The sequence below is a fragment of the Martinezella miluonensis genome (assembly GCF_900094545.1).
GTDB classification, from domain to species: domain Bacteria; phylum Pseudomonadota; class Alphaproteobacteria; order Rhizobiales; family Rhizobiaceae; genus Rhizobium; species Rhizobium miluonense.
This window is the reverse complement of record NZ_FMAH01000009.1, coordinates 18,670-41,747: the sequence shown is the minus strand read 5'-3', so window position 1 is coordinate 41,747 and position 23,078 is coordinate 18,670. Positions and strand designations below refer to the sequence as shown.

The following is a 23,078-nucleotide window of genomic DNA, read 5'->3' as shown; positions in this document are numbered from 1 at the left end:
CCTTACCAATTGCGGAATCGGGTAGGCGGCCTGTACAGGCCGCCGGAGGCAAGCATCAGATCCTTGATGGAATGGGCAGCCAGCAGGCTGCGATCGGCATCCAATGGGTCTATTCCAAGATCTTCCGGACGCTGGATGACTTTGCGCTGGCGTAAATGCTCCACCATCTTGCGGTCCCGGGCGCGGCCGACCTCAGTGTAACCGGCCACGCCACGGATCGCCTGTTCCCGCTCGTCCTTGTTACGGCACAGCAGCAGATTGGCGATCCCTTCTTCCGTCACGATGTGGCTGACGTCGTCACCGTAAACCATCACAGGAGCCAGATCGAGCTGCAGCTTGTCGGCCAGATCCAGGGCGGCCAGACGCTCGACGAACATCGGCACCATGCCATCACCGAAGGTTTCACCAATCTGGACGACCAGCTTGCGCCCGCGGCGCAGGGCAGGGGTGGCTGCGGTAGGGTCGGCTTCCCTGCCGGCGCGCAACCAAGGTTCGCTCGGATGACGGCGCCCTCGCGCATCTGATCCCATGTTGGGAGCGCCGCCGAAACCTGCGATGCGGCTGCCAGTCACGGTCGAACTGTGGCCGGAAAGATCGATCTGCAAAGTCGAGCCGATGAACATATCGCAAGCATAAAGCCCGGCGGTCTGGCAGAAGGCTCGGTTGGAGCGCAGCGAGCCGTCAGGCCCGGTGAAAAAAATGTCGGGGCGGGCCTGCATATAGTTTTCCATGCCCACTTCCGACCCGAAGCAATGGATCTGCTCCACCCATCCGGCCTCGATGGCGGGGATCAGGGTGGGGTGAGGATTCAGCGCCCAGTGCGTGCAGACCTTGCCCTTCAATCCCAGTCGTTCGCCATATGTCGGTAGCAGCAGCTCAATGGCTGCGGTGTTGAAGCCGATGCCATGGTTCAGACGGCGCACGCCATAGGGCGCATATAGTCCCTTGATAGCCAGCATTGCCGTCAGGATTTGCGTTTCGGTAATGGCCGCAGGGTCGCGCGTGAACAGCGGCTCCACATAGAAGGGGCGTTTGGCGTCAACCACGAAATGAACCTGGTCGGCAGGAATGTCGACGCGCGGCACGCGATCGACGATCTCGCCCACCTGGGCAACGACCAGCCCCTTGCCGAAGCTTGTCGCCTCCACGACCGTTGGCGTGTCCTCCGTATTTGGCCCGGTATAAAGGTTTCCCGCCTTGTCCGCGCTGACCGCGGCAATCAGCGCCACCTGTGGCGTCAGATCGATAAAGTAACGGGCAAAGAGTTCCAGATAGGTGTGAACGGCACCCAGTTCGATCTGGCCGCCGAACATCATGCGCGCGATGCGGGCCGATTGCGGGCCGGAATAAGAAAAATCAAGCCGTCGCGCGATGCCGCTTTCGAAAATGTCGAGGTGCTCCGGCAAGACCACACCCGATTGCACCATGTGCAGGTCATGTATCTTGGCGACATCGACTTTAGACAGCCCTCTCGCCAGCAGGTCGGCTTGTTTTTGGTTGTCGCCCTCAAGGCAAACTCGATCCCCGGGCTTGAGGATCGCTTCCAGGAAAGCAACAAGGTGCTGGGGGTCGACAAGCTTACCGGCAGAGAAACGCTGTCCGGCTTCGAGGCGTGCCAGCCTGTCGCGACCCTTTGTGTTCCAATCTCGCATTCGATTGCCCTTTGTATGCGCAAGAGAGCGTTTTTGTGCGTTCACTATATATACAATTGCAAAAAGCGCAATAATGTGTATTTTAATTTCGATATACGGCACTTTTGTATTCATGGGAGGAGAACAAATGTCGATCTTGTATTTCTTCGGGCGCGCATGCGGGGAGGGTCATCCATGGTGATCTCCGGTGTCGCAATGCTTGCCCTTTGTACCCTCTTTGGGAGCATCCTTGGTGATCTCCTGGGGATGGCGCTTGGCGTGAAGGCGAATGTCGGCGGTGTCGGCATTGCCATGATCCTGCTCATCGCCACGCGGCTATGGCTGAACAGACGGGGATTGTTGACGCCACCGCTCAAACTCGGCGTCGAGTTCTGGGGAGCTCTTTACATTCCGATCGTCGTTGCCATGGCGGCGCAGCAAAACGTGCTCGTGGCTGCACGCAGCGGTCCGCTGGTGCTGATTGCCGGGATCGTGACCGTTTTGCTTTGCTTCGCAACCGTCGCGCTGATGAGTCGTATCGGTCGGAGAGGCGAAACGATGGATGAAATCGAAGCGAAAGCTAGGGGTGAACTCGCTGCCTCCGGCAACCCGGTCTGAGGGAGGCTGCCATGGAGATCTTGAAACACGGCCTGACCGCCAACAGCCTGCTCACCGCGTTTGCGATCGTCGGATTGGTCATGTGGCTGTCGAATGCCATTTCGAAACATATCCTGTTCGGCCGCGTCCACGGCTCGGCTATCGCAATCGTTCTGGGGCTCGCTGCAGCCTTTGCTGCTGGTCTGTGGACCGGAGGCGAGAAAGGGGTGGTGGATATTCCAATCCTCAGTGGCATCGGTCTGCTGGGCGGAGCGATGCTGCGTGATTTCGCCATCGTCGCCACGGCCTTTGAAGTGGACGTCGCCCAGGCGCGAAAGGCTGGTGCCGTCGGGGCACTGGCCCTGGGCCTTGGCACGCTGCTCCCGTTCATCGTCGGCTCCTTGTTAGCCATCGCCTTCGGCTATACGGATGCCGTTTCCATCACAACGATCGGTGCCGGTGCGATAACCTACATCGTAGGTCCGGTGACGGGGGCAGCTTTGGGTGCGAGCTCGGCCGTGATCGCGTTGTCCATTGCGACCGGTGTTTTCAAGGCAGTCCTTGTCATGGTCGGAACCCCGATCGTCGCCAAGGCGATCGGTCTCGACAATCCTCGCAGCGCCATGGTGTTCGGTGGGTTGATGGGAACCGTCAGCGGCGTGTCGGGCGGCTTGGCGGCGACCGATCGTCGTCTCGTTCCTTATGGCGCGCTGACGGCGACGTTTCATACGGGGCTGGGCTGCCTTGTTGCACCTTCGATCCTTTATCTTGCCGTGCGAGCGATCGTAGGGGGCTGAAACAACATGAATATGCCGGCGGCCACTGGCCGGCCGGTATCTCGTTCAATAAGCGGGCTTCAACGATGATCGAGGCGATATGCGTGCATCAGAATCACGCAATGGGGAATTCGAGGAGGAAACAATGTCGGAAAAGATTCATCCGGTGACGAAGCCGGTCAAGGCGCGCGCTTTGATCGACCAGGCGAAATATCAGAAATGGTATCAGCAGAGCGTCGAGGATCCCGACAAATTCTGGGGCAAGCACGGCAAACGCATCGACTGGTTCAAGCCCTATACCAAGGTGAAGAACACGTCGTTTACCGGCAAGGTCTCGATCAAATGGTTCGAGGACGGCGTCACCAACGTCTCCTACAATTGCATCGACCGGCACCTGAAGAAACATGGCGACCGTGTCGCGTTCATCTGGGAAGGCGACAATTCCTATATCGACAAGAAGGTCACCTATAACGAGCTTTACGAGCAGGTCTGCCGGCTGGCGAACGTCTTGAAGAAGCAGGGCGTCAAGAAGGGCGACCGCGTCACCATCTATATGCCGATGATCCCGGAAGCGGCTTACGCGATGCTGGCCTGCGCCCGCATCGGCGCGGTGCATTCCGTCGTCTTCGGCGGCTTTTCGCCTGAAGCGCTGGGTGGCCGCATCGTTGACTGCGAATCGACCTTCGTCATCACCTGCGATGAAGGCGTTCGCGGCGGCAAGACCATTCCGCTGAAGGAAAACACCGACAAGGCCGTCCAGATCGCCGCCAAGCAGAAGGTCGAGGTCAAGACTGTGCTGGTGGTGCGCCGCACCGGCGGAAAGGTCGCCTGGGAAGCCGGCCGCGATATCTGGTACCACGAGGCAACCGCGAAGGTGAAAGCGGATTGTCCGCCAGCGAAAATGAAGGCGGAAGACCCGCTGTTCATTCTCTACACCTCAGGCTCGACGGGCAAGCCGAAGGGCGTGCTGCATACGACAGGCGGCTATCTCGTCTATGCGGCGATGACGCATGAATATACGTTCGATTATCACCCCGGCGATATCTACTGGTGCACGGCCGATGTGGGCTGGGTGACCGGCCACTCCTATATCGTCTATGGGCCGCTCGCGAATGCGGCGACCTCGCTGATGTTCGAAGGCGTGCCGAACTATCCCGACCAGGGCCGCTTCTGGGACATCATCGACAAGCACAAGGTCAATATCTTCTACACGGCGCCGACGGCGATCCGTTCGCTGATGGGCGCCGGCGATCACTTCGTTAAGCGTTCGTCGCGCTCCAGCCTGCGCCTGCTCGGCACGGTCGGTGAACCCATCAATCCGGAAGCTTGGGAATGGTACTACAAGGTGGTCGGCGACAGCCGCAGCCCGATCGTCGATACCTGGTGGCAGACGGAAACCGGCGGCCACATGATCACGCCGCTTCCCGGTGCGACCGATCTGAAGCCCGGTTCGGCCACCCTGCCCTTCTTCGGCGTCCAGCCGGAGCTGGTCGATAACGAAGGCAATGTGCTGGAAGGTGCGGCAGACGGCAATCTCGTCATCGCCGACAGCTGGCCCGGCCAGATGCGCACTGTTTATGGCGACCATGAGCGTTTCATCCAGACCTACTTCTCCACCTACAAGGGCAAATATTTCACCGGCGACGGTTGCCGCCGCGACGAGGACGGCTATTACTGGATCACAGGCCGCGTCGACGACGTACTCAACGTCTCCGGCCACCGCCTCGGTACCGCCGAAGTGGAATCGGCACTCGTATCCCACAAGCATGTCTCGGAAGCCGCCGTCGTCGGCTATCCGCATGCGATCAAGGGTCAGGGCATCTATTGCTATGTGACGCTGATGGTCGGCCAGGAAGGCTCGGATGCGCTGCGGCAGGAGCTGGTGAAGCATGTCCGAGCCGAAATCGGCCCGATCGCCTCGCCGGACAAGATCCAGTTCACCCCCGGCCTGCCGAAAACCCGCTCCGGCAAGATCATGCGCCGCATCCTGCGCAAGATCGCCGAAGATGATTTCGGCGCACTTGGGGATACATCGACACTGGCCGATCCGGCCGTGGTCGATGATCTGATCGCCAACAGACAGAACAAGGCGGATGCGGCTTGATGTTGCATGGTGATTGCTATCTGCCGAATTGGATGGTGTAAAACTGAATGGTTGCCCCGCCAAATCGGAAGCAAGGTTTGAAATGACGGAATTTGACGAAGCTGGATCGATCGGTCAGCGTATTAAATTGGTGCTGATGGATGAGATTTCCTCTGGTGCCATAAAGCCTGGCACAAGTTTGGACGAAGCAACGCTGAGCAGCCGCTTTGGCGCCTCTCGTACGCCGGTGCGGGAGGCTCTACGCCAGCTAGAGGCGATCGGCCTGGTAGAGATTCGCCCGCGACGTGGTGCAGCGGTCCTGCCGCTGACCATGCCACGACTGATGGAGATGTTCGAAGTGACAGCAGAGATGGAATGCATGTGCGTCCGTCTGGCAACACATCGAATAACAGGCATGGAACGTGCGGCACTTAGTGAAATCCACGAGGCTTCCAAACTTGCTGCGGCAGCAGACGACTTCGAACAGTATGACAAGCTCAACTTGTCCTTCCACGAAACATTGTACCGCAGCGCGCATAATGAGTTTCTGTTTGATGAATTGATGCGGCTTCGTGCAAGGCTTCTACCGTTCCGCAGAACTCAGCTGCGTCAAGCGAAGCGATTGGCAGCTTCATTTCTTGAGCACGAGGCGATCTTGCGGGCAATGATGCGCGGCGATGCAACGGAAGCGGCTTTGATCATGCGCGAGCATATGCTGAATGCGGCTCTGGCATTGGCACTTTACATGCAGATCGCCGAGGGAGCCAAATAAGGGTCTTCCTCACTTTGTGTGGAGATCGGCCATTTTGATCGGCATCATCCGTGCCCTAAGAAGTTCAAGGCCTGCTCTGCCGTACATCGCGCGTTTGATCGTTTTCAGGCGGTTGATCTGACCTTCAGCCTGACCATTGCTCCAGGAAAGGTCAACGGCGTTGCGGAAAACGTCGATGTCTCGGCGCAAGACACGAGCAAAGCGGGACAAGGCGGCGAGCCCGGATTGATTGGCATCAGCGATCCAATCGATCGAGGAGTTCGCCGTTCAATGCGGCCGTCCTGACCGGCATGAGGATGTGAGCACCCATGGAGGGACCAGCGCATCTGTTGCTTCTTGACCATCCGCTTGCCGACGAGTGAATTCACCGTCGACTCGACGAGAGTCGAGGCGACTCGAAGTCCGGTATGGTAGCGCCTTCCTAGTTGACGATCGCACCGCGGTTCGAACGGATGTAGGTCAGGAGTTGAGCACCGAAGATGTGAAGCCGTGCGATCGAGAATTCGCCTTCTCGTTGCGATTGCTTGAGCTTGGCCTTCTTCCCCTCGATCGTGATCGTCCATCCCACCGCCAACGTCGCCTCCCTGAGTAAAGCGATGGTCATGGACCACTCCGGCCTAACAAACTGTGCTCGACCTCGGAGAAGTTACCAGTCTCAAGTCGGACTGCAAAAGATGTTAGCGCTCGTTCGAGCACCAGCAAGGTCGCAATTTTCGCAGCTGCGATTGGCGATGTTATCCGGGGGCGCGATGGCATACGTTGACCGACACTCTCGCCGTCACGACGGCTGCAATGATCTATTGAGCGACGATAGCAGCTGCCGCTTGGCGGCCTCGAAGGATGCGGATGCCCGACCGCGCTTCCTCGGCAGGTCGATCCTGATCTCGTCGAGGATACGGCCAGGCCATGGCCGCATGACGATGATCCGGTCCGCGAGCACGAGCGCCTCGTCAATATCATGCGTCACCAGCACCAGCGTCGGGCGCGTTTCCGACCAGATGTCGAGCAGGTGATCCTGCAGATCGGCGCGCGTGAAGGCATCGAGAGCCGAAAACGGTTCGTCCAGAAGCAGTATTTCCGGCCGGGTGACCAGCGCGCGGGCAATCGCTACCCGCTGCGCTTGGCCTCCCGACAGCTCCTTCGGCCAACGTCCGCCGAATTTTCCAAGACCGACCTTTTGCAAGGCGGCCTCTACCCGCTGCCGGCGATCATCACCCCCGAGTTCGGCAAGGCCGAAGCCGACATTATTTGCAACGCTCAGCCAGGGAAGCAGTCGTGGCTCCTGAAAGATCAGATTAATCAGCGGATGCGGCTTGCTGACCGGATCGCCGTTGAGTTCGACCGTTCCATGCGTCGGGCTTTCCAGGCCGCTGATCAGTCGCAGCAGCGTGCTCTTGCCGCAGCCCGACCCACCGATGATGGCCACGATCTCGCCCGGAGAGAGGTCGAGCGAGAAGCCCTCCAGCGCACGCGTGCCGTTCGCATAGGTTTTTCCCAGCTTTCGCAGCGTCAGCATCGGCTCATCCCTCACGCCCGTAACTGTCCTGCCAGGTCAGGAAAGGTGCTGTCGCGCCAAGCAGCACGCTGTCCGTCACCTTGCCGACGACGGCGAAGGTGATGATGGCCGCCATGATCTGATCCGGCTTTCCAAGCTGCTGGCCATCGACCAGAAGATAGCCGAGCCCTTCCGAAGCTCCCATGAATTCAGCCGCCACGACGAACATCCAGCCAAGGCCAAGCCCGGACCGCAGGGCGGTTACATAGGCCGGGAAAACCGCTGGCAGCATCACCCGCGACACAAGAGCAAAACCGGACAGGCGAAAGATACGCCCTACCTCGACGATCTTCCGATCGACGGACAAAATGGCACCGGACACACCGAGATAGACCGGAAAGAACACGCCGACGGCGATCAGCGCCACCTTCGAGGCCTCGAAAATACCGAACCAGAGAATGAACAAAGGCACCCAGGCGATTGATGGAATGGAGCGCAGCGCCTGCAGCGAAGGATCGACCAGGCGGCGGGCAAGCCCGAAATAGCCGGTGATGGCGCCTGTAATCGTGGCAGGGGCAGCACCGATGATAAATCCAAGCAAGACCCTGAATGTGGTGATGCTGATGTGATTAAGGAGATCTCCGGATTTCCAAAGCCTCCACAAGGTCATGGCGACCCTGGAGGGCGGCGGCATGAGCCGGCCGGAAAACCCGCCAGCCGCAACAGCGATTTCCCAGAACAGCAATCCCACCACCGGGAGCGCGATTGCCACGGCTGCCTTGACGCTCACCCCCAAAATGGTTGACGCCGCGACCGAGCGCGGCGTTTCGGTTTTCGTCTTGATGCTAATCGGAGCCAAGTCCGTCATGGCGATGACTGGTACTCTCTTTACTGCGTTTTTCCGGCGGCGAAGCGGTCGTCGATCAGCTCGTTCGTAACCTTACGAATATCGACATCTGCAGGCAGCACGCTGGCGCTCTGCAGCGCAAGGCCCGCCTTCGAGATCGTCTCGCGCTGCTGATCGCCGATGGTGGATTGGGAGATATCCGTGCGCTCGAGCTGTTTGGCGATGACATTATCCGGCAGCTTGGCCGCTTCCACCAGGGCCGCCTTCAAAGCCGCGGGATTGGCAATCGCGTCGGCGCGCGCTTGTTCGTAGGCGCCAAGAACGCGCTTGACGATGTCGGGATGTTCGGCGGCGAACGTCTCGGTGGTATTGAGGACACCCCATGTGTTGTTTTCAGGCTTTCGATAAAAGAGCTTCGCCTTGTCTTCCACTTCGGCCGAAGCCATCAGTGGGTCGAGCCCGGCCCAGGCATCGACATCGCCGCGCAGAAGCGCCAACTTGCCGTCGGCATGCTGCAGCAGAACCAGTTTCACATCCGATTGCTTCAGCCCGGCATCCGCCAGGGCGCGCACGAGAAAAATATGCGGATCTGTGCCGCGTGTGACCGCGATGGTTTTGCCTTTCAGATCCTGGACGGTGGAAATGGGGCTGTCCGCGCGCGTGACGAGAGCCGTCCATTCCGGGCGCGAATAGACGTAGATTGATTTAACGGGATTGCCATTGACGCGTGCGATCAGCGCCGCGGCACCCGCCGTCGAGCCGAAATCGATCGAGCCGGCATTCAGAAATTCCAACGCCTTGTTCGAGCCGGCGGACTGAACCCAGCGGATGCTAATCTTGTCCTTGGCGAACTCCTTTTCCAGCAAGCCTTCCTTCTTCAGGAGAAGGCTGACGGGATTGTAGGTCGCCCAGTCGATCCGAATTTCGGAAATATCGGCCGCTCCAGCTGATGACAACCCCAGCCCGAAGGCCACGGCAACACCCATTGCCACTGCGCGAAATAAATTCATTTGATCCCTCTCTTCATTCTATCCATGTGCATAAGCAAGCCCAGTGCCTCAGCCGCGCGTGCAAGGAATTGGTGTCGCCGCCTTGTCATTTCGAAATCGACCAGACGAAGTTGGTCGCAGCGCTGGGACCAAGCTTGAAGTCCTTCACGTCCTTGCGATAGCCGGCAGATTCCGTCTGCTGATAGAGGATGACGAAGGGGCTTGCCTCCAGGAACTTCTTCTGGATGTCCTGATACATGGCGCCACGCTTGGCGGCATCGCTTTCGAATAGCGCTGCCTTGGTTTCCTTCTCCAGCTCGGGAGACGTCCAGGTGTTGCGCCAGGTGAGCGTCTTGTTGGTGCTGGTATCGGAATTGTCGTCGTTGGTCGTGAAAGTATCGGCGTTGGAATGGGGATCCCAGTAGTCGATCCCCCAGCTGCCGAGATAGATGTCGTGATTACGGGCACGATATTTGGTCAGCTTCTGCTTGCCGTCGCCGGGGATGATCTCCACCTTGATGCCGGCCTGGCCGAGCGTCTGCTGGATCGATGTGGCGACACCGGTATCCGGCTCGATGCTGCGCACGTCCATGGTCACGGAGAAGCCGTCGGGCAAGCCGGCCTTGGCAAGCAGTTCCTTCGCCTTGGCGACATCGAGCTTGAACGGATTTTCATCCAGCGCGCCGAGCAGGCCCTTCGGCTCGAAGGTCTGATGTACCTCGCCGATGCCCTTGATCAGCGTCTTGCCGATGGCATCGTAGTCGACCAGGTACTTGAACGCCTGCTGCACTTCCGGCTTGGCAAGGTTCGCATTCTTCTGGTTAAGCCCCATATAGTAGATCGTACTTTTGGACGCGCTGGTCGAAGCGAGCTGCGGGTTCTTCTCGACAGCCTGGAGATCGGTCGGCGACAGGTTGCGGGCAACGTCGATATCGCCGTTCTCGAGCGCCAGACGCTGCGCCGAGCTTTCCTTCATAAAGCGGTAGATGACGCGGGCGAGCTTCGGCTTCTCGCCGTAGTAATTGTCGTAGCGCTCGAGGACGACGGCTTCGTTGGCGCGCCACTCGCGCAGCTTGAACGGGCCGGAGCCGGCAAAACCGGTCTTGAGCCAGCCATTGCCGAAATCGTTGTCGTATTTGCTGTCGGCCGATGGCGTCACCGGCTTCACATGCTGCAGCACCAGTCTCTTGTCGACAATGCCTCCAACGTTCGATGACAGGCAGTTCAGCACAAAGCTCGGTGCATAAGGCTTGTCGACGGTGAAGACGAAGGTATTCGCATCGGTGGCTTTCGCCTTTTCCGTCACGTTGTCGCCGGTCAGGCCGAACTGGGTGAAAATGAAGGCCGGGCTTTTGTTCAGCTTGACGACGCGCTCGAAGGACCAGGCGACGTCTTCGGCGGTGATCGGGTTGCCAGAGGCAAATTTCAGGCCGGGCTTCAGCTTGAACGTATAGGTCAGGTGATCGTCGGAGACGGACCAGCTCTCGGCAAGATCGCCCTTGATCTTGGAGGTGTCACTGATGTCGAGGCGAACGAGTGGGCTGTAGGTATTGCCTAGGACTTCGCCGGCCGACAACTCATAGGCTTCGGCCGGATCCACGCTCAGAATGTCGTCGAAGGAAAAACCCTCGACCAGCGTATCCTTCGGCGTCGCGGCATAGGCGTTCGGCGCCGCTATCAGCAGGAGCGAGAGAGCCGCACCGGTGGAAAGTGCGCGAAAACCGCGGTTCATCTTGGTCATCATCATTGTTTCATTTCCATATGCATTTTGCGTAATCAATTGACTTGAGCTGACCGACCGCCCCACCCGTCGGTTGCGACAGCCAGCTGAGAAAGGGGTATCCGTGGCAGCGCGATTAAAGACGACACGTAGGCGCGGGCGCTTGGGCTAGAGCGCTGAGATCAAATGCTGCTGGAGCAAAGAAGTATCCACAATGGACACGGCTTGGCGGAGGCGATCTCATAGCCAATTCTCGTCTTCCTTTTTTCGATTGCGTTGACACCAGCGCCGTTTGGAGAGTTCTTCGGCGGCGCGCTTGTAATCTTTCAAGCCGCGCTCGAATGATCAAAGATGGCTTGTGCGGCAAATGCTCCGCGCTGGAAATTGTGTTCTAAATTTCTATAAAAATTATAGAATATATGCTTATTATGCTGCGGGGTGCTCAATCGGCCGTGGCCGGAATGGATTCAATCGTACCCGCGTCGCCGCGCTCGGAGGCGATGTGCCTTGCTCCGAACTCTAGCGCCAGATGATGCCTGGTCTTGTGGCGGCTCATCACAACGATGCGACCCGCTCTCATCTGCTTGGCAGGAGAACATCCGTCCACGCTTGTCGCTTCTGGAGAATGGCACTTCGAAACCTCGACAGACCGCCGGTTGCCGTGGGCCACTTCATCAATAGCAGGCAATAGTGGAGCAAGCGCTGAACTTTGTTCAGGAGTCTCGCACAAAGGCAGCGGAACTCGAGATGACCACACGGTGCGGAGGATTTGCTTACGAGGTTGACGTCACAACCGCGGACACACAGATCATTGGCCGACATATGGCCGGTGCAGCCTGGCGATAAACGAGCTCAGGCCTTTGACGCCTGGGATGGCAGGTGGCCGAAGCGTTTTCTGTATTCGGCTGCGAAGCGCCCAAGATGGCTAAATCCCCACTTTGCAGCAACCTGCGACACGGTGCTTGTCGAATAGGGATCACACAGTTCGTTATGGGCGGCGACCAGGCGCAATTCATGCAGGTGGGCCATGGGAGTGGTATTGCGGAACTGTCTAAAGCCCTGCTGCAAAGTTCGAATGCTGACATTCGCCGCGGTCGCGATATCCCTGAGCGATATAGTGGAGGAAACATGTTCGTGCATGAAGTCGATGGCGCGCTTTACGTGACGTGGAGCCGGTGCCAACGCAGTTCGCGCCAGTTGGTCCGAATAGCGATGTTCGCAGTTCTCGAGAATGAGAAAGGTCACGGCGTCACAAAGCGAGGCCAGAGCAAGAGGCGATTGCCTTAGCGCACCATCATCGCCAAGGCCCCGATAAAGCTGCTTTGCCAGATGCAGCAAAGTAAGGCCGGCACTCGAAGTCAGATCGACATAGGGATGAACATCGATCTTGCCCCTAATCGTCCTTTCGAGCATATGGGTGAGGCTGCCGACTATCTTGGCCTTGTCAATGAACAAAGCCAGATGGTTGCGCGGTCCGACCAAGAGGGTACGGGTGGTAGGATCGCCCTCAAGCAGGGTTGCGAATCCTGGAACGGATTCTATCGACTTCTTCGGATAGCTGAAAATCGCATTTCCCTGCGTTGGCAGAAAGATAGTCAGCTTTTCGCCTTGGGTTTCTCGCTTGGCAGCGATTGTCCCTTCATATGAGCACTCGGCAACACCGATAGCTCCGGCAGAGAGAAAGTTGCAGCGGAATGAAACAGGCTTGTTGTCGAGAGCGGTGACGCTGATCGGTGATTTTGCGGTCGACAAAATCTCAGAGAGTTGATCCGGATCAGTTCCGGTGAACGTGCTTCGGGTCGCAGCCTGCATGAATATTCCTTGGTCTATCAAGTCTCTCGGAGAACTTTAGCAAAATATTACGGAATTCTCCGCCAGTAAGTACCTTGCGATGTAAGTAATCGAAAACATATTAGTATATTATACTAATATAGCAAATTACCTTACGGATAAACGTTTTGCGTATAATCGGCTGTGAGATTGCGTTTCACATCTATACATGTCAACTCACGATTTCTGCTAATGCTGTCGATGATATCGCAATGAGAAATTGCAAAACCCCTGTTATATGCAAGGCGTCTGGTACCATCTCCGTCGCGGCTGTAGCGGAGCTCGATGGATCGGGGCGTGCGTAGGAAATCCAAAAATTCGGAACGACCACTAGCCCGCCTCCATGCACCCTCGATCTCCGTGCGGTCTGCTGTCGTCATGTAAGCGACGTTGAGGTTTCACATCGATCCACGTCAGGGGACCCGTTTCGCTACGCACTAATCAAAATACGCTATTTCATCCAAGTTGCGCAGCGAAGTATCGTGCTGCGTTCGCGATTAGTAACTTGTTAAGCACGCGGCTTGCACGGTTCTCCTTACACGAGCATCTAACTCGGCGCATAATCTCGAGCCTGATGTTAGTTTGCAATAACAGTGACTTGCAGAGCTCGCTTCCGCCCAGATGATTTGGGCTATCGATCACTTTTGACGTCTCATGGTCTATGATGACGCGGACAACTCTTGGTTGCTGCGTCCAAACCCGCCACCAGGATATATGAATGCGATACTTCGATTCCCTCACCATCCGTAGCAAACTTCTTATTCTTATAATCGTAACAGCAGCGATCGGCGCGACCGTTGGGATCTACCAGGCGACAAAGCTTCGATCTATCGACGATACCTACAGTGCGGTCCTCGATCGAAATGCCACGGGTACGCTCGAGCTGGGAGAAATCATTCGCAATTCTGAGACCATATCAAAATTGGTATTTCGACTGGTTGTAGAGCAGGACGAGCCGTCGATGCGCAAGTCGCAGCAGGAACTTCAGAAGGCTACGCAGGATACTGCCACCTTGATTGGGGAGGCAGAAAAACTATATCCCGAGCGGTCGAATGATTTCCGAACGATGAAGGCTGATTTTGATGCCATGCTGGTTGCCTCGCAACCCACTATTCAAGCGTCACTCGTGAATAACAATAGTCTTTCCATGGATCTCGCCACAAGCCAATTTCGACCGGCCGCAAACGCATTCGCTGACGACGCTAACGCCCTTTATGCGTGGGCGAAGACGGACATGAAAAGCCGGAACGATGCCGCAAGTGTTGTAACCGACAATACGATTTTGACGAGCTTCACCGCGCTGGCCGCGGGAACGCTCATATCCATTATATTCGGTGCCGCAGCAAGCACCGTACAGATTGTACGGCCGGTCAGACGCTTGACGGACACGATGGCTGAACTGGCGAAAGATAAGTTCGAGACCGATATCCCGTTTACGGATCTGCCGAATGAGATCGGTTTGATGGCGCGTGCGGTCGAGGTGTTCAAGCAAAACGGCCTCAAGGTGCGCGACCTGAATGCGGAGGAGGCGGCTTTGCAGGCCAAGAGCGCGGACCTGCAATCGAGCATCGCGATGGTCGTTTCTTCGGCTGTGGCCGGTGACTTTACCCAGCGCATCACTAAGGACTACGACAATGCCGACCTCAATCGCTTCGCGGCTGGCGTCAATGAGTTGGTAGCATCTGTCGATCGCGGCATCGCGGAAACCCGCCGGGTTGTATCGGCTTTGGCCGAAGGCGACCTGACGGAAAGCATGCGTGGCGACTTCCAGGGTGCCTTTGGTGAGCTGCAAAAGAATGTCAACGCGACCATGGCCAATCTGCGCGCGGTCCTCGACGAGGTCCGAGCGGCAATTGACACGATCAACGGCGGAGCGGGCGAGATGCGAAAGGCCTCAAGCGACCTGTCGAGCCGCACGGAACAGCAAGCTGCCTCGCTCGAGGAGACGTCTTCGGCTCTCGAGGAAATCACCGTTGCAGTGAAGAACTCGACCGAGCGGGCGATGGAAGCCAGCCATATGGTCGATGAAGCGCGACGCAGCACGGAACAGTCGAGCACGGTCGTCAAGGATGCAGTCTCCGCCATGGGCCGGATCGAACAGGCCTCCGGTGAAATCAGTCAGATCATCAATGTCATCGATGAGATCGCGTTCCAGACCAATCTTCTGGCCCTCAATGCCGGTGTGGAAGCAGCCCGGGCCGGGGAGGCAGGCAAAGGCTTTGCCGTCGTCGCCCAGGAGGTTCGTGAACTCGCCCAGCGCTCGGCGACCGCCGCCAAGGACATCAAAGGGCTAATTTCCCGTTCCGGTGAAGAAGTACACTCCGGCGTAAAACTGGTGACGGCAACGGGGGAGGCGCTGGGCTTGATCAATGGCCACGTTGTTAAGATCAACGAACATGTACATTCGATCGCGACGGCGGCGAAGGAACAGTCGACCGGCCTCCACGAGGTTAGCACGGCCGTGAACCAGATGGACCAAGTGACGCAACAGAATGCGGCGATGGTGGAAGAATCGACCGCAGCCACCAATCGGCTTGCCGACGAGGCTGCCAATCTGGCACGGCTGATCGCCCGCTTCAAACTCGACGACAGTGTTTCGACGCCGCGCGCAGCCAATCACGACAGCAAGCCCGTTGCCTCTCCGGCACGAGCCCTTGGGCGCAAGCTTGCCGGCGTTTTCGGTGGACGCACCGCAACCACCGCTGCGGCATCTTCTTGGGAGGAGTTCTGATGAGCGGTCCGGACCCGAGCACAACCACGATGCTGGAGATCATCGCCTTTCATCTCGGCGACCAGCAATTCTGCATCAGGACGATATCGATCCGAGAGATCAGAGGATGGGCAGCGGCAACACCGCTGCCCCATGCGCCGCCACATGTGCTCGGCGTCATGAACCTGCGCGGGTCGGTTATTCCAGTGATCGATCTTGCGGCTAAACTCGGTGTGCTGGGCGCCGTCAGCACGGAGCGGAGTGCGATCGTCGTCGCCGAGATCGGCAATGGCATCATTGGCCTTGTCGTTGACCGTGTCTCTGACATCCTGTCGATCAGCAGCGACCGCGTCCAATCCGTGCCAGATCTGGGTACCTCCTTCGATCCCGCCTTCTCCTACGGAATTATTCCACTTGAACAGGGCATGGTCTGCTTCCTCAATCTCGACCATATGTTCGGCACTCTCGAACAGGTACAGAGCGCCGCCTAGCGACCAGGCCAAGCTTCGATCATCGGTTTCTTAGAGAAATCGATCACCATATGACAAAATCAGCCAAAGACGTACAAAATGCCCAATATCGTCAAATTCTTATCTCGCGAGCAGCTTCAATCAGCGCAAAATCGGCTGAGTGCACCGTCAACGGTGGCCAGAGATGCCGAGATCCAGTTGATCCTGGAGCGTGAGCTGGAAAAGATGATCAAAGCAGCCAACTTCCTCGAGGCACTTCGGACGAGAATCAGCACACAAATTCACGGTGGGTCGTCCATAAAAGTCGCCGTCGACTGCCTGCCGATCAACGATCATACGGCGTGAGGAGCGCGGCCGCCTTGCCGAAGGCCGCACGATGGTTCAAAATTTTGATTGGGAGATACTATGGCATATTTCAGAACTTTCGGCGTCACCGCTCGTATGACGGTGGGCTTTAGCTTCTTGCTCATTTTGATGATCGGCTTGACATTTTACTCGATCAGCCAAGTCGAGACGATCGACAGAAATCTTGGCACAATCAACGACGTCAACAGCGTAAAGCAGCGTTATGCGATCAATTATCGCGGATCCTTTAATGACAGAGCGATTCCCATCCGCGACGTCACGCTCGTGTCATCGGCAGACGAGCGCCAGACGATAGTGAAGTTGATCGAGACGCTGGCGTCGATCTGTTCCGACAACGACAAGAAGATGGCAGCAATGGTCGCTTCGCCAGACGGCGCTACTGCGGAAGAGAGGGCTGTTCTCGACGAAATCGCCGCGGTGCAAGCAAAGACCAATCCGCTTGTGACCGAGATTATTGCTCTGTAGGAGAAAGGTGATGCCGATGCGGCACGAAAGATTCTCCTCGAACAAGCCCGACCGAATTTCGTCGCTTGGCTGAAAGCAATCAACAAGTTCATCGACTATCAGGAAGCATTGAACAAATCGATCGGGACAGAGGTTCGCAATACGGCCGGAGGCTTCAACTCACTGGCGCTGACCTCACTGGCGATTGCCATCGCGCTTGCCGTTTTGGTGGCCGCCTTTACGGCCCGGTCGATTGTCGGCCCCTTGGCCAAACTACAGGCCTCCCTAAAGTCGATGGCAGATGGCAACATGGAGGGCGATCACAAGTTGGAACAGCGCGGTGACGAAATCGGTATGCTTGCCCGCGCAGTTGCAGCGCTTCGTGATGCCATCTCGGCAAAGGCGGAACGTGACGCGGATGCCGAGGCAAAGCGAGCTATTCAGGAGCGCAACAGACTTGAAACTGAGGCGGCGCAGCGCGAGGCTTTGGCTGAGCAAACCAATGCGGCCGTCAGCCAATTGGCCAACGGCCTGCAGGGCTCGGCGGGCGGAGACCTTACCCGTCAGATCACCAAGCCCTTTATTCCCTCCCTCGATCAACTCCGCGTCGACTTCAACCAAGCCGTCGAGAGATTGCACGCGGCTATGCGGAGGGTCGCGGAAAATGCCGAGCATTCCGGTCGCGCGGTCCGAAGTGCAGTCGAGGCCATGGGTAAGATCGAGCTATCCCAAATCCGGTAGCCAGAGGCGGCTGGCGCGTGCCTTTGCGGATTGGTTGACGCATCAATGCCTGCCGGCTGGAGGTGGTTCAGATTAAATTAAATCGCTCTTGTCAGCAGCGCCTCCCCCGGCACGACGGCAACATTTGACACTGTGCCGAATACACTCACCGTCCAGTCAGCATGTCATTGGACCTTTTAGATTAGTTTTATCGAGTTCCGGATCGAGTTAATGGGGCGAAACTTCGATTCAGTTCAAGGCAGCCATCAGGATCAAACGCTTCGCTTCGAGGAACAGCGTTTGATCGCGGGCGACGCCTATCGGAAATGACCAAATCGCCGAGCCGGAGGCATCATTCTGGTTCGCGTTCCCATCAAGTGCCCAGACCTGCAGTTTTGCTGAAGCGCGGGAAGGCTAAGGCGCTCTAATGTCAAATCAGCGAAGGCATCAGGCGGTTGGTGCGACTGGGAAGGGATCACGGTCGTCATCGCGCAAAAGACTTGGAACCTGGTTGCCATAGTTACAGTCCCGGGGAATCAGTTCGCGAACACTCATGTCTCTTCTGCTTTCAGTTGGCTCGGTTGGCAAAACTTTCCTGCCGGCGCCGGACCATGCCCGGCGCCATGTTTGCCCACTGCCGGGGGAAGCTTAAGCCGCCTGCTTCTTGGCCTCGATCTGCTTGGTCTCGGCCTTCGGTATTCCCTGACCGGTTCGGATCTCGATTCGGCGCGGCTTCTTTTCTTCAGAGATTTCGCGTTTGAGATTGATGGCCAGCAGACCGTTGACGAGACCCGGACCCACGACCTTGACGTGGTCGGCCAGTTCGAAGCGACGCTGGAACGAACGGCCAGCGATGCAGATGTTGGACGTCATCGCCGTTCGCCTTCTGCCCCGAGACGATGAGCATGTTCTGCTCTTCGGTGATCGCCAGTTCGTCCTGTGAGAAGCCCGCCACTGTCATGACAATGCGGTAATCATTCTCGCCGGCTTTGACGATATCGTAAGGCGGCCAGTTGTCGCTCGCCTCGGCACTACTTGCAGCCTCGAGCGCGTTCAACATCCAGTCGAAGCCGATGTTCGACCGGAATAGGGGCGAGCAATCGAAGTTTGCCCTCATAGCCATATCCTCCTTATAAGCAACATGGATAAAGGCAGGGGCCAAGAGCGACCGGAGTCTCCTGGACATATGTCGATCCCCATCTAGCGATCGACTAATATTGAGCAATTCAGTGGGTCCTATGCAAATCCCGAGGCTTAGGAATCTTGATCGGCATAGTTTCCTCCTCAGATAAGTACAGGATCTCCATATCAATACCGTGAAAATCAAAGGTCGGAATTTTGAATAATGCCGAACGCAACCGAGGTGCTCGGCGGCTTAATCTTTTCAAAAGGGAGGAGATGGGAGATCGAGTGGCGTCTGCAAGGGGAGGGCTGTCACTGGCGCGGTCAGCTAGCGGCCGCTTTGATCGGCACTGTATCTGTGCTCCCATCGGATCCTGTCGCAAGATCGTCAGGCTGCGCGGGCCATATGTCGGCCGATGGTCTGTTTGTCCGCGGTTGCAACGTCAACCTCGTAAACAAATCGGCCTAAAGCGAGGCGACTTCGTCGCTGAGGACATCAAGCGGCTTGTCACTCAGCACGAGCTGAGGCCAGGCGACAAACTTCCGATGGAGAAGGAACTGCAAAAACTGTTCGGAGTGAGCAAGAGCACCATTCGCGAGGCGCTAAAGTCACTCGAGGTGCAAGGATTGATAACAATCAGCACCGGTCCGACCGGCGGCGCCACCATCATCGAGGTCCCCTTGGAGCGCACACTGCTTTTTTTGCAGAACTACTTGTTCTTCCAAGATGTGACGATGAAAGACATTTACGCCGCCAGGCGTTTGCTGGAGCCTGAACTCGCCGCAGGCGCTGTCCCTTATCTCACCGAAAAGCATTTCCGTGCTTTGGAAGAAAACATTGAGAATTGCCAGCCTACCTCTCGTGACGAAACGCGGCTCGTATATCAAAGGCAGGCAGATCTCGACTTCCACGACATCCTTGCTTCCGCTAATCCGGATCCGTTTCTGCGCTTCCTCTGTCAGATGATCAATGAAATGCTCCGACGCCTGGTTGTCTTCAGCACCCACACGCCACCCGAAGAGCATGCCGAATTCGGATGCGCCAACGCCAAATGCCACACGAACCTACTCGAGGCGGCCCGACAGAGGGACGCTGAAAGAGTCCGTCACCTCATGCGCGCGCACATGGACGAAGCGTCCGGCTTCGTCGAGCGTTTGAATGGGCAACTGGACGGGCGGCTTATCCTCGACTCGGAAATGATGTCCCCGCCATTCAAGTTGCCGCCCGGGCGATCTTGAGATTTCCCGTCGAAACAAGGAGACCGATCTTGCCGCCCTTGAAATTTCATCTGCTGAAGGGCCGCACAGATGAAGAAGTCGATCGTCCGTGTTGTCACGGTAAGTGCCTCTGCCTGAGAAGGCCCCGAGGGTCTCGGGTTTTTAGGCGATGCAGGCTGCAGTTTCGCCCGGTGGAGAATGGATGGAGTTGCGCCGCTCCGTGATGCTGTTTAGCCAGCTTTGCCACACGCACGATCTCCTCGATATCGGCGATCTCGATCGTGCCAGTTGCTGACGGCGCATGACAGTTGCCCACGTCCGCGGGAGGAGTGACGAAGGGGTAATCTGATCCGCCAGCATATGCTCTTCAAGGAGCGACAGGAAGTCCTTTGCCATTGTTGCCTCTCAAACTTTACTCAATATTTCGCAGCGTGATCGTTGGATTCAAAGCGTAGTAGCGAAGCGGGCGTGTCGCAAAGCTGTCGTCACGGCGTGTTGAGCCTTTCTGAAATCTCGCGGGGCTTTGAACAGTCTGTCGAGACAGGATGTCGAATCGCCCGAGCTATCCTCACGCGACATCCAAAACGCGCATCTTAGCCGAATTGCGCAGAAATCTGAGCCGGTCGCCGGGAATTCAGCGGGTCGTGCGGCTATGTAAAGAACTGATTAACCGCAAATCGGCCTGAGTTGTGCATTAGTATGATAAATGTTGGTGCCGACTTTGAAGCCAAGACACTCTATCTTCCGCGATCATCTCATTGGTGTCTTACGGACATTGTTTAAAAGCCGAAGCGGCAATGTCGCGATCGTTATGGCCCTGTCCTTGGTTCCGATGATCCTCGCAGTCGGTGCAAGCCTCGACTATATCCGGGCTTACAATGTCAGGCAGCGCATGCAGAGCGACCTCGACGCGGCGTTGATCGCGGCGGTGAAGCAGATCAATACCGCTGACACTGATGCTCTCAAACAGAAAGTCGAGGATTGGTTCAGCGCTCAGGCGGAAAGCAGCTACTCCATCGGCGACATTGAGATAGACACGAGCAACCAGAAGATAACAGCGACTGCGAGCGGCGTCGTTTCGACGACGCTCATGAAGATTGCCGATATCGATAATGTCCCGGTTAGAGTCGTGAGCTCGGTCAAAGGCCCGGCGACATCCTATCTGAACGTCTATATCGTTATCGACAAATCCCCTTCCATGCTGCTGGCTGCGACGAGCGCCGGTCAGCAGACGATGTATAATGGGATTGGCTGTCAGTTCGCCTGCCATACCGGAGATGCACACAAGACTGGAGGCGTGAGCTATGTCGACAACTATGCTTACGCGCGTGCCAAGGGCATAAAGCTGCGAGCGGATGTTGCAGTGGATGCCGTCAACGAGGTCATCGATCTGATCGATGATGCCGACAGCAATCACGAGCGCATCAAGGTTGGGCTTTATAGCCTCGGGGATACCTCCACGGAAGTTCTCGCTCCTACGCTGGACACGCCCACCGCGCGCAAGCGCCTCTCGGATGACAGCTATGGGCTGACCAGCGCGACATCCACCACCTACACTTTCTTCGACGTCGCCCTGCCGGCTCTGCAGCAGAAGGTCGGTACCGGCGGAGATGGCAGTTCCCTCGCCAAGCCACTCAAATTGGTCCTGCTGTTGACGGACGGCGTTCAGTCGAAGCGCGAGTGGGTGACAGATGGCGTGACGTGGTCCGGTTCAAAAATCAAGACCGCCGGACCATCCTGGAATAAGGTCGCCCCCATCAATCCTGACTGGTGCGCATATTTGAAGAACCAGTCGAACACCATGGCGGTTCTTTACACAGAATATCTGCCCATCACCACCGACTGGGGCTACAACAACACGGTCGGCTCGACGATGTCGAGCGCCAATTGGCGCAGCACCTGGGGCGGCATCATGGATAGCGGTGTATCCGCCAGCATCACGCGGCGCGACTACATTCCCTACGCGCTTGCTGATTGCGCTTCATCCAAGAGCCTATTCATTTCGGCCTCGTCGTCAACGGATATCGTCGCCGGCCTCTCGGCGCTCTTCACGCAATATCTTGCATCCGTGCGGCTAACCCAATGATGCGGTTCGGACTATCGAAACCTCTGCATCGCCTGCTTGCCGATCGCAAGGGAGCGGCTGCGGTCGAATTCGCGCTGCTGATATTTCCGCTGTCCCTGATGATCTTCGCCATCATCGAGGTCTCCGTGATGTTCTTCGCAGCCTCAAGCCTTGATGCGTCAGTGCAGAAGATGTCCCGTATGATCCGCACCGGCGAGGCCGCATCGGCCAGTATGACGCTGACCGACTTCAAGGCAAAAATCTGTGCGGATATGGCTCTTACCTTCAGCTGTTCGGACAATCTCCTGATCAAGGTCGATGTTATCTCCAACCTGTCGTCTATCACCAGCGCCACGCCAATTGACAGCACAGGCAATCTTGCCGTCACCGAGACTTTTGCCACCGGCAAGGCCAGCGATTACATGCTGGTGCAGGCGTTTCTGCCTTGGGCTTCCGTCGTCAACTACTTCACCTATTCCAGCGCAAAGCTGGCGGATGGTCGTTATCTCCTTGGTGCAACCGTTCTGCTTCGTAACGAGCCGTCGTGACATGACAATCAAACACAATCAGCCAAAGCGCCGGTTTCCCGCCCTCTGTCTTCGGCGCTTGGCAAAGGATCGTGCCGGCACATCAGGCGTGGAGTTTGCGCTCGTTTTGCCGATCCTGGTCCTCCTTCTGGCGGCGACCGTTGATCTTGGCCATGCCTTGACCGTCAGCCGCAAGATTGACGAAATTGCCTCCACCACCGGAGATGTGATTTCGCAGCAAGGCACATGGACAAAATCCAATGTTGCCGGACTGCTCTCGGGAATGAGCTTCATCCTGCAGCCCTATGATACGACGGGACTGACCATTACGGTCGCGGTCGAGGATGTGCCGACAAACGGGGCTGCGACAGTAAACTGGTCGGCCGCATTTAACACCTCTTCGCTTGCTGCGGGCGCAGCAAGCCCGATTGATGTGCCTGCGAAGATACAGGAAGATGGCGTGCAGGTCGTCCTGACCCGAGTGCAGTACAAGTTTACAACGCCGCTATCAAATCTGCTTGGCAGCTTTACCGGCACGAGCGGCTACAGCTTCGACCGCTACTTTTTCAATCGGCCGCGAACAGCTGACAAAATTACGTACAACTAGCTTCATCCCGATTTGCTGCCTCCAGTAGGCTCTCCGCCTTGGCATAGTCAGGCGGATTTCCTTGTCACCCGATCTACCCGAACCTCTAC

The 23,078-nt window shown here is 57.2% G+C and carries 18 protein-coding genes and 3 pseudogenes; 12 read left to right on the top strand and 9 right to left on the bottom strand.

Features of this window, described 5'->3' with window-relative positions; genetic code table 11:
* Nucleotides 1–2 precede the first annotated feature (2 nt).
* Nucleotides 3–1,652 carry a malonate decarboxylase subunit alpha gene (gene mdcA, locus GA0061102_RS10665; protein ID WP_092846673.1) on the bottom strand — a complete coding sequence of 550 codons (1,650 nt, stop codon included), beginning with the start codon at nucleotides 1,650–1,652 and terminating at the stop codon, nucleotides 3–5.
* A 174-nt stretch (nucleotides 1,653–1,826) separates the two neighbouring features.
* Between mdcA and madL the strand changes: the two genes are divergently transcribed.
* The 4 genes from madL to GA0061102_RS10645 all read left to right on the top strand — a co-directional run bounded on the left by madL (nucleotide 1,827) and on the right by GA0061102_RS10645 (nucleotide 5,859).
* A complete protein-coding gene (gene madL, locus GA0061102_RS10660; RefSeq protein WP_092846671.1) occupies nucleotides 1,827–2,249 on the top strand; it encodes a malonate transporter subunit MadL in 423 nt (140 codons plus the stop codon).
* A gap of 11 nt (nucleotides 2,250–2,260) precedes the next feature.
* Nucleotides 2,261–3,025, top strand: a complete 765-nt coding sequence (gene madM, locus GA0061102_RS10655; RefSeq protein ID WP_092846669.1) for a malonate transporter subunit MadM — start codon at nucleotides 2,261–2,263, stop codon at nucleotides 3,023–3,025.
* Nucleotides 3,026–3,149: 124 nt separating this feature from the next.
* The gene (gene acs, locus GA0061102_RS10650) at nucleotides 3,150–5,108 is read left to right on the top strand and encodes an acetate--CoA ligase (protein ID WP_092846667.1); all 1,959 of its coding nucleotides are present in this window, start codon (nucleotides 3,150–3,152) and stop codon (nucleotides 5,106–5,108) included.
* Between the two features lie 82 nt (nucleotides 5,109–5,190).
* A complete protein-coding gene (locus tag GA0061102_RS10645) occupies nucleotides 5,191–5,859 on the top strand; it encodes a GntR family transcriptional regulator (RefSeq protein WP_092846665.1) in 669 nt (222 codons plus the stop codon).
* Nucleotides 5,860–5,868: 9 nt separating this feature from the next.
* Here the strand turns inward: GA0061102_RS10645 and GA0061102_RS10640 are convergent.
* From GA0061102_RS10640 to GA0061102_RS10610, 7 genes and pseudogenes are all read right to left on the bottom strand, one after another.
* A pseudogene (locus GA0061102_RS10640) lies at nucleotides 5,869–6,069 on the bottom strand (transposase); the annotation flags it as partial.
* Between the two features lie 211 nt (nucleotides 6,070–6,280).
* Nucleotides 6,281–6,463: a hypothetical protein gene (locus tag GA0061102_RS10635; protein ID WP_092846663.1), complete on the bottom strand. Its 183-nt coding sequence runs from the start codon at nucleotides 6,461–6,463 to the stop codon at nucleotides 6,281–6,283.
* Nucleotides 6,464–6,637: 174 nt separating this feature from the next.
* Nucleotides 6,638–7,375 carry an ABC transporter ATP-binding protein gene (locus tag GA0061102_RS10630; RefSeq protein WP_092846661.1) on the bottom strand — a complete coding sequence of 246 codons (738 nt, stop codon included), beginning with the start codon at nucleotides 7,373–7,375 and terminating at the stop codon, nucleotides 6,638–6,640.
* A gap of 4 nt (nucleotides 7,376–7,379) precedes the next feature.
* Entirely contained in the window at nucleotides 7,380–8,222 is an 843-nt protein-coding gene (locus tag GA0061102_RS10625) for an ABC transporter permease (RefSeq protein ID WP_092846659.1), read from the bottom strand.
* Between the two features lie 20 nt (nucleotides 8,223–8,242).
* A complete protein-coding gene (locus GA0061102_RS10620) occupies nucleotides 8,243–9,211 on the bottom strand; it encodes an aliphatic sulfonate ABC transporter substrate-binding protein (protein ID WP_092846657.1) in 969 nt (322 codons plus the stop codon).
* A gap of 85 nt (nucleotides 9,212–9,296) precedes the next feature.
* The gene (locus tag GA0061102_RS10615; RefSeq protein ID WP_092846655.1) at nucleotides 9,297–10,937 is read right to left on the bottom strand and encodes an ABC transporter substrate-binding protein; all 1,641 of its coding nucleotides are present in this window, start codon (nucleotides 10,935–10,937) and stop codon (nucleotides 9,297–9,299) included.
* A gap of 825 nt (nucleotides 10,938–11,762) precedes the next feature.
* The gene (locus tag GA0061102_RS10610; protein ID WP_092846653.1) at nucleotides 11,763–12,722 is read right to left on the bottom strand and encodes an AraC family transcriptional regulator; all 960 of its coding nucleotides are present in this window, start codon (nucleotides 12,720–12,722) and stop codon (nucleotides 11,763–11,765) included.
* A gap of 736 nt (nucleotides 12,723–13,458) precedes the next feature.
* On the opposite strand from GA0061102_RS10610, the gene GA0061102_RS10605 reads away from it, so the two are divergent.
* From GA0061102_RS10605 to GA0061102_RS10590, 4 genes and pseudogenes are all read left to right on the top strand, one after another.
* Nucleotides 13,459–15,471, top strand: coding sequence for a HAMP domain-containing methyl-accepting chemotaxis protein (locus GA0061102_RS10605; protein ID WP_092846651.1), 2,013 nt, complete (start codon nucleotides 13,459–13,461; stop codon nucleotides 15,469–15,471).
* On the top strand, nucleotides 15,471–15,941 hold the full coding sequence (locus tag GA0061102_RS10600) for a chemotaxis protein CheW (RefSeq protein ID WP_092846649.1): 471 nt from the start codon (nucleotides 15,471–15,473) through the stop codon (nucleotides 15,939–15,941). The genes GA0061102_RS10605 and GA0061102_RS10600 overlap by 1 nt, the downstream gene beginning before the upstream one ends.
* 78 nt (nucleotides 15,942–16,019) lie before the next feature.
* A complete protein-coding gene (locus GA0061102_RS10595; protein ID WP_092846647.1) occupies nucleotides 16,020–16,265 on the top strand; it encodes a hypothetical protein in 246 nt (81 codons plus the stop codon).
* 60 nt (nucleotides 16,266–16,325) lie between these two features.
* Nucleotides 16,326–17,447 (top strand): annotated as a pseudogene (locus tag GA0061102_RS10590) (MCP four helix bundle domain-containing protein); the annotation flags it as partial.
* A 651-nt stretch (nucleotides 17,448–18,098) separates the two neighbouring features.
* Here the strand turns inward: GA0061102_RS10590 and GA0061102_RS10585 are convergent.
* Nucleotides 18,099–18,567: pseudogene (locus GA0061102_RS10585) on the bottom strand (Hsp20 family protein).
* A gap of 281 nt (nucleotides 18,568–18,848) precedes the next feature.
* On the opposite strand from GA0061102_RS10585, the gene GA0061102_RS10580 reads away from it, so the two are divergent.
* The 4 genes from GA0061102_RS10580 to GA0061102_RS10565 all read left to right on the top strand — a co-directional run bounded on the left by GA0061102_RS10580 (nucleotide 18,849) and on the right by GA0061102_RS10565 (nucleotide 22,989).
* A complete protein-coding gene (locus tag GA0061102_RS10580; protein ID WP_092846645.1) occupies nucleotides 18,849–19,811 on the top strand; it encodes a FadR/GntR family transcriptional regulator in 963 nt (320 codons plus the stop codon).
* Between the two features lie 685 nt (nucleotides 19,812–20,496).
* A complete protein-coding gene (locus GA0061102_RS10575; RefSeq protein ID WP_092846643.1) occupies nucleotides 20,497–21,876 on the top strand; it encodes a TadE/TadG family type IV pilus assembly protein in 1,380 nt (459 codons plus the stop codon).
* On the top strand, nucleotides 21,873–22,403 hold the full coding sequence (locus GA0061102_RS10570) for a TadE/TadG family type IV pilus assembly protein (protein ID WP_092846641.1): 531 nt from the start codon (nucleotides 21,873–21,875) through the stop codon (nucleotides 22,401–22,403). The genes GA0061102_RS10575 and GA0061102_RS10570 overlap by 4 nt, the downstream gene beginning before the upstream one ends.
* Nucleotide 22,404: 1 nt before the next feature.
* Nucleotides 22,405–22,989, top strand: coding sequence for a TadE/TadG family type IV pilus assembly protein (locus GA0061102_RS10565; RefSeq protein ID WP_092846639.1), 585 nt, complete (start codon nucleotides 22,405–22,407; stop codon nucleotides 22,987–22,989).
* Nucleotides 22,990–23,078 lie beyond the last annotated feature (89 nt).

Coding starts and splice junctions, on each gene's coding strand:
- mdcA (WP_092846673.1), bottom strand. CDS start 1,652: ATGCGAGATTGGAACACAAAGGGTCGCGACAGGCTGGCACGCCTCGAA.
- madL (WP_092846671.1), top strand. CDS start 1,827: ATGGTGATCTCCGGTGTCGCAATGCTTGCCCTTTGTACCCTCTTTGGG.
- madM (WP_092846669.1), top strand. CDS start 2,261: ATGGAGATCTTGAAACACGGCCTGACCGCCAACAGCCTGCTCACCGCG.
- acs (WP_092846667.1), top strand. CDS start 3,150: ATGTCGGAAAAGATTCATCCGGTGACGAAGCCGGTCAAGGCGCGCGCT.
- GA0061102_RS10645 (WP_092846665.1), top strand. CDS start 5,191: ATGACGGAATTTGACGAAGCTGGATCGATCGGTCAGCGTATTAAATTG.
- GA0061102_RS10635 (WP_092846663.1), bottom strand. CDS start 6,463: ATGACCATCGCTTTACTCAGGGAGGCGACGTTGGCGGTGGGATGGACG.
- GA0061102_RS10630 (WP_092846661.1), bottom strand. CDS start 7,375: ATGCTGACGCTGCGAAAGCTGGGAAAAACCTATGCGAACGGCACGCGT.
- GA0061102_RS10625 (WP_092846659.1), bottom strand. CDS start 8,222: ATGACGGACTTGGCTCCGATTAGCATCAAGACGAAAACCGAAACGCCG.
- GA0061102_RS10620 (WP_092846657.1), bottom strand. CDS start 9,211: ATGAATTTATTTCGCGCAGTGGCAATGGGTGTTGCCGTGGCCTTCGGG.
- GA0061102_RS10615 (WP_092846655.1), bottom strand. CDS start 10,937: ATGATGATGACCAAGATGAACCGCGGTTTTCGCGCACTTTCCACCGGT.
- GA0061102_RS10610 (WP_092846653.1), bottom strand. CDS start 12,722: ATGCAGGCTGCGACCCGAAGCACGTTCACCGGAACTGATCCGGATCAA.
- GA0061102_RS10605 (WP_092846651.1), top strand. CDS start 13,459: ATGCGATACTTCGATTCCCTCACCATCCGTAGCAAACTTCTTATTCTT.
- GA0061102_RS10600 (WP_092846649.1), top strand. CDS start 15,471: ATGAGCGGTCCGGACCCGAGCACAACCACGATGCTGGAGATCATCGCC.
- GA0061102_RS10595 (WP_092846647.1), top strand. CDS start 16,020: ATGCCCAATATCGTCAAATTCTTATCTCGCGAGCAGCTTCAATCAGCG.
- GA0061102_RS10580 (WP_092846645.1), top strand. CDS start 18,849: ATGGGAGATCGAGTGGCGTCTGCAAGGGGAGGGCTGTCACTGGCGCGG.
- GA0061102_RS10575 (WP_092846643.1), top strand. CDS start 20,497: ATGTTGGTGCCGACTTTGAAGCCAAGACACTCTATCTTCCGCGATCAT.
- GA0061102_RS10570 (WP_092846641.1), top strand. CDS start 21,873: ATGATGCGGTTCGGACTATCGAAACCTCTGCATCGCCTGCTTGCCGAT.
- GA0061102_RS10565 (WP_092846639.1), top strand. CDS start 22,405: ATGACAATCAAACACAATCAGCCAAAGCGCCGGTTTCCCGCCCTCTGT.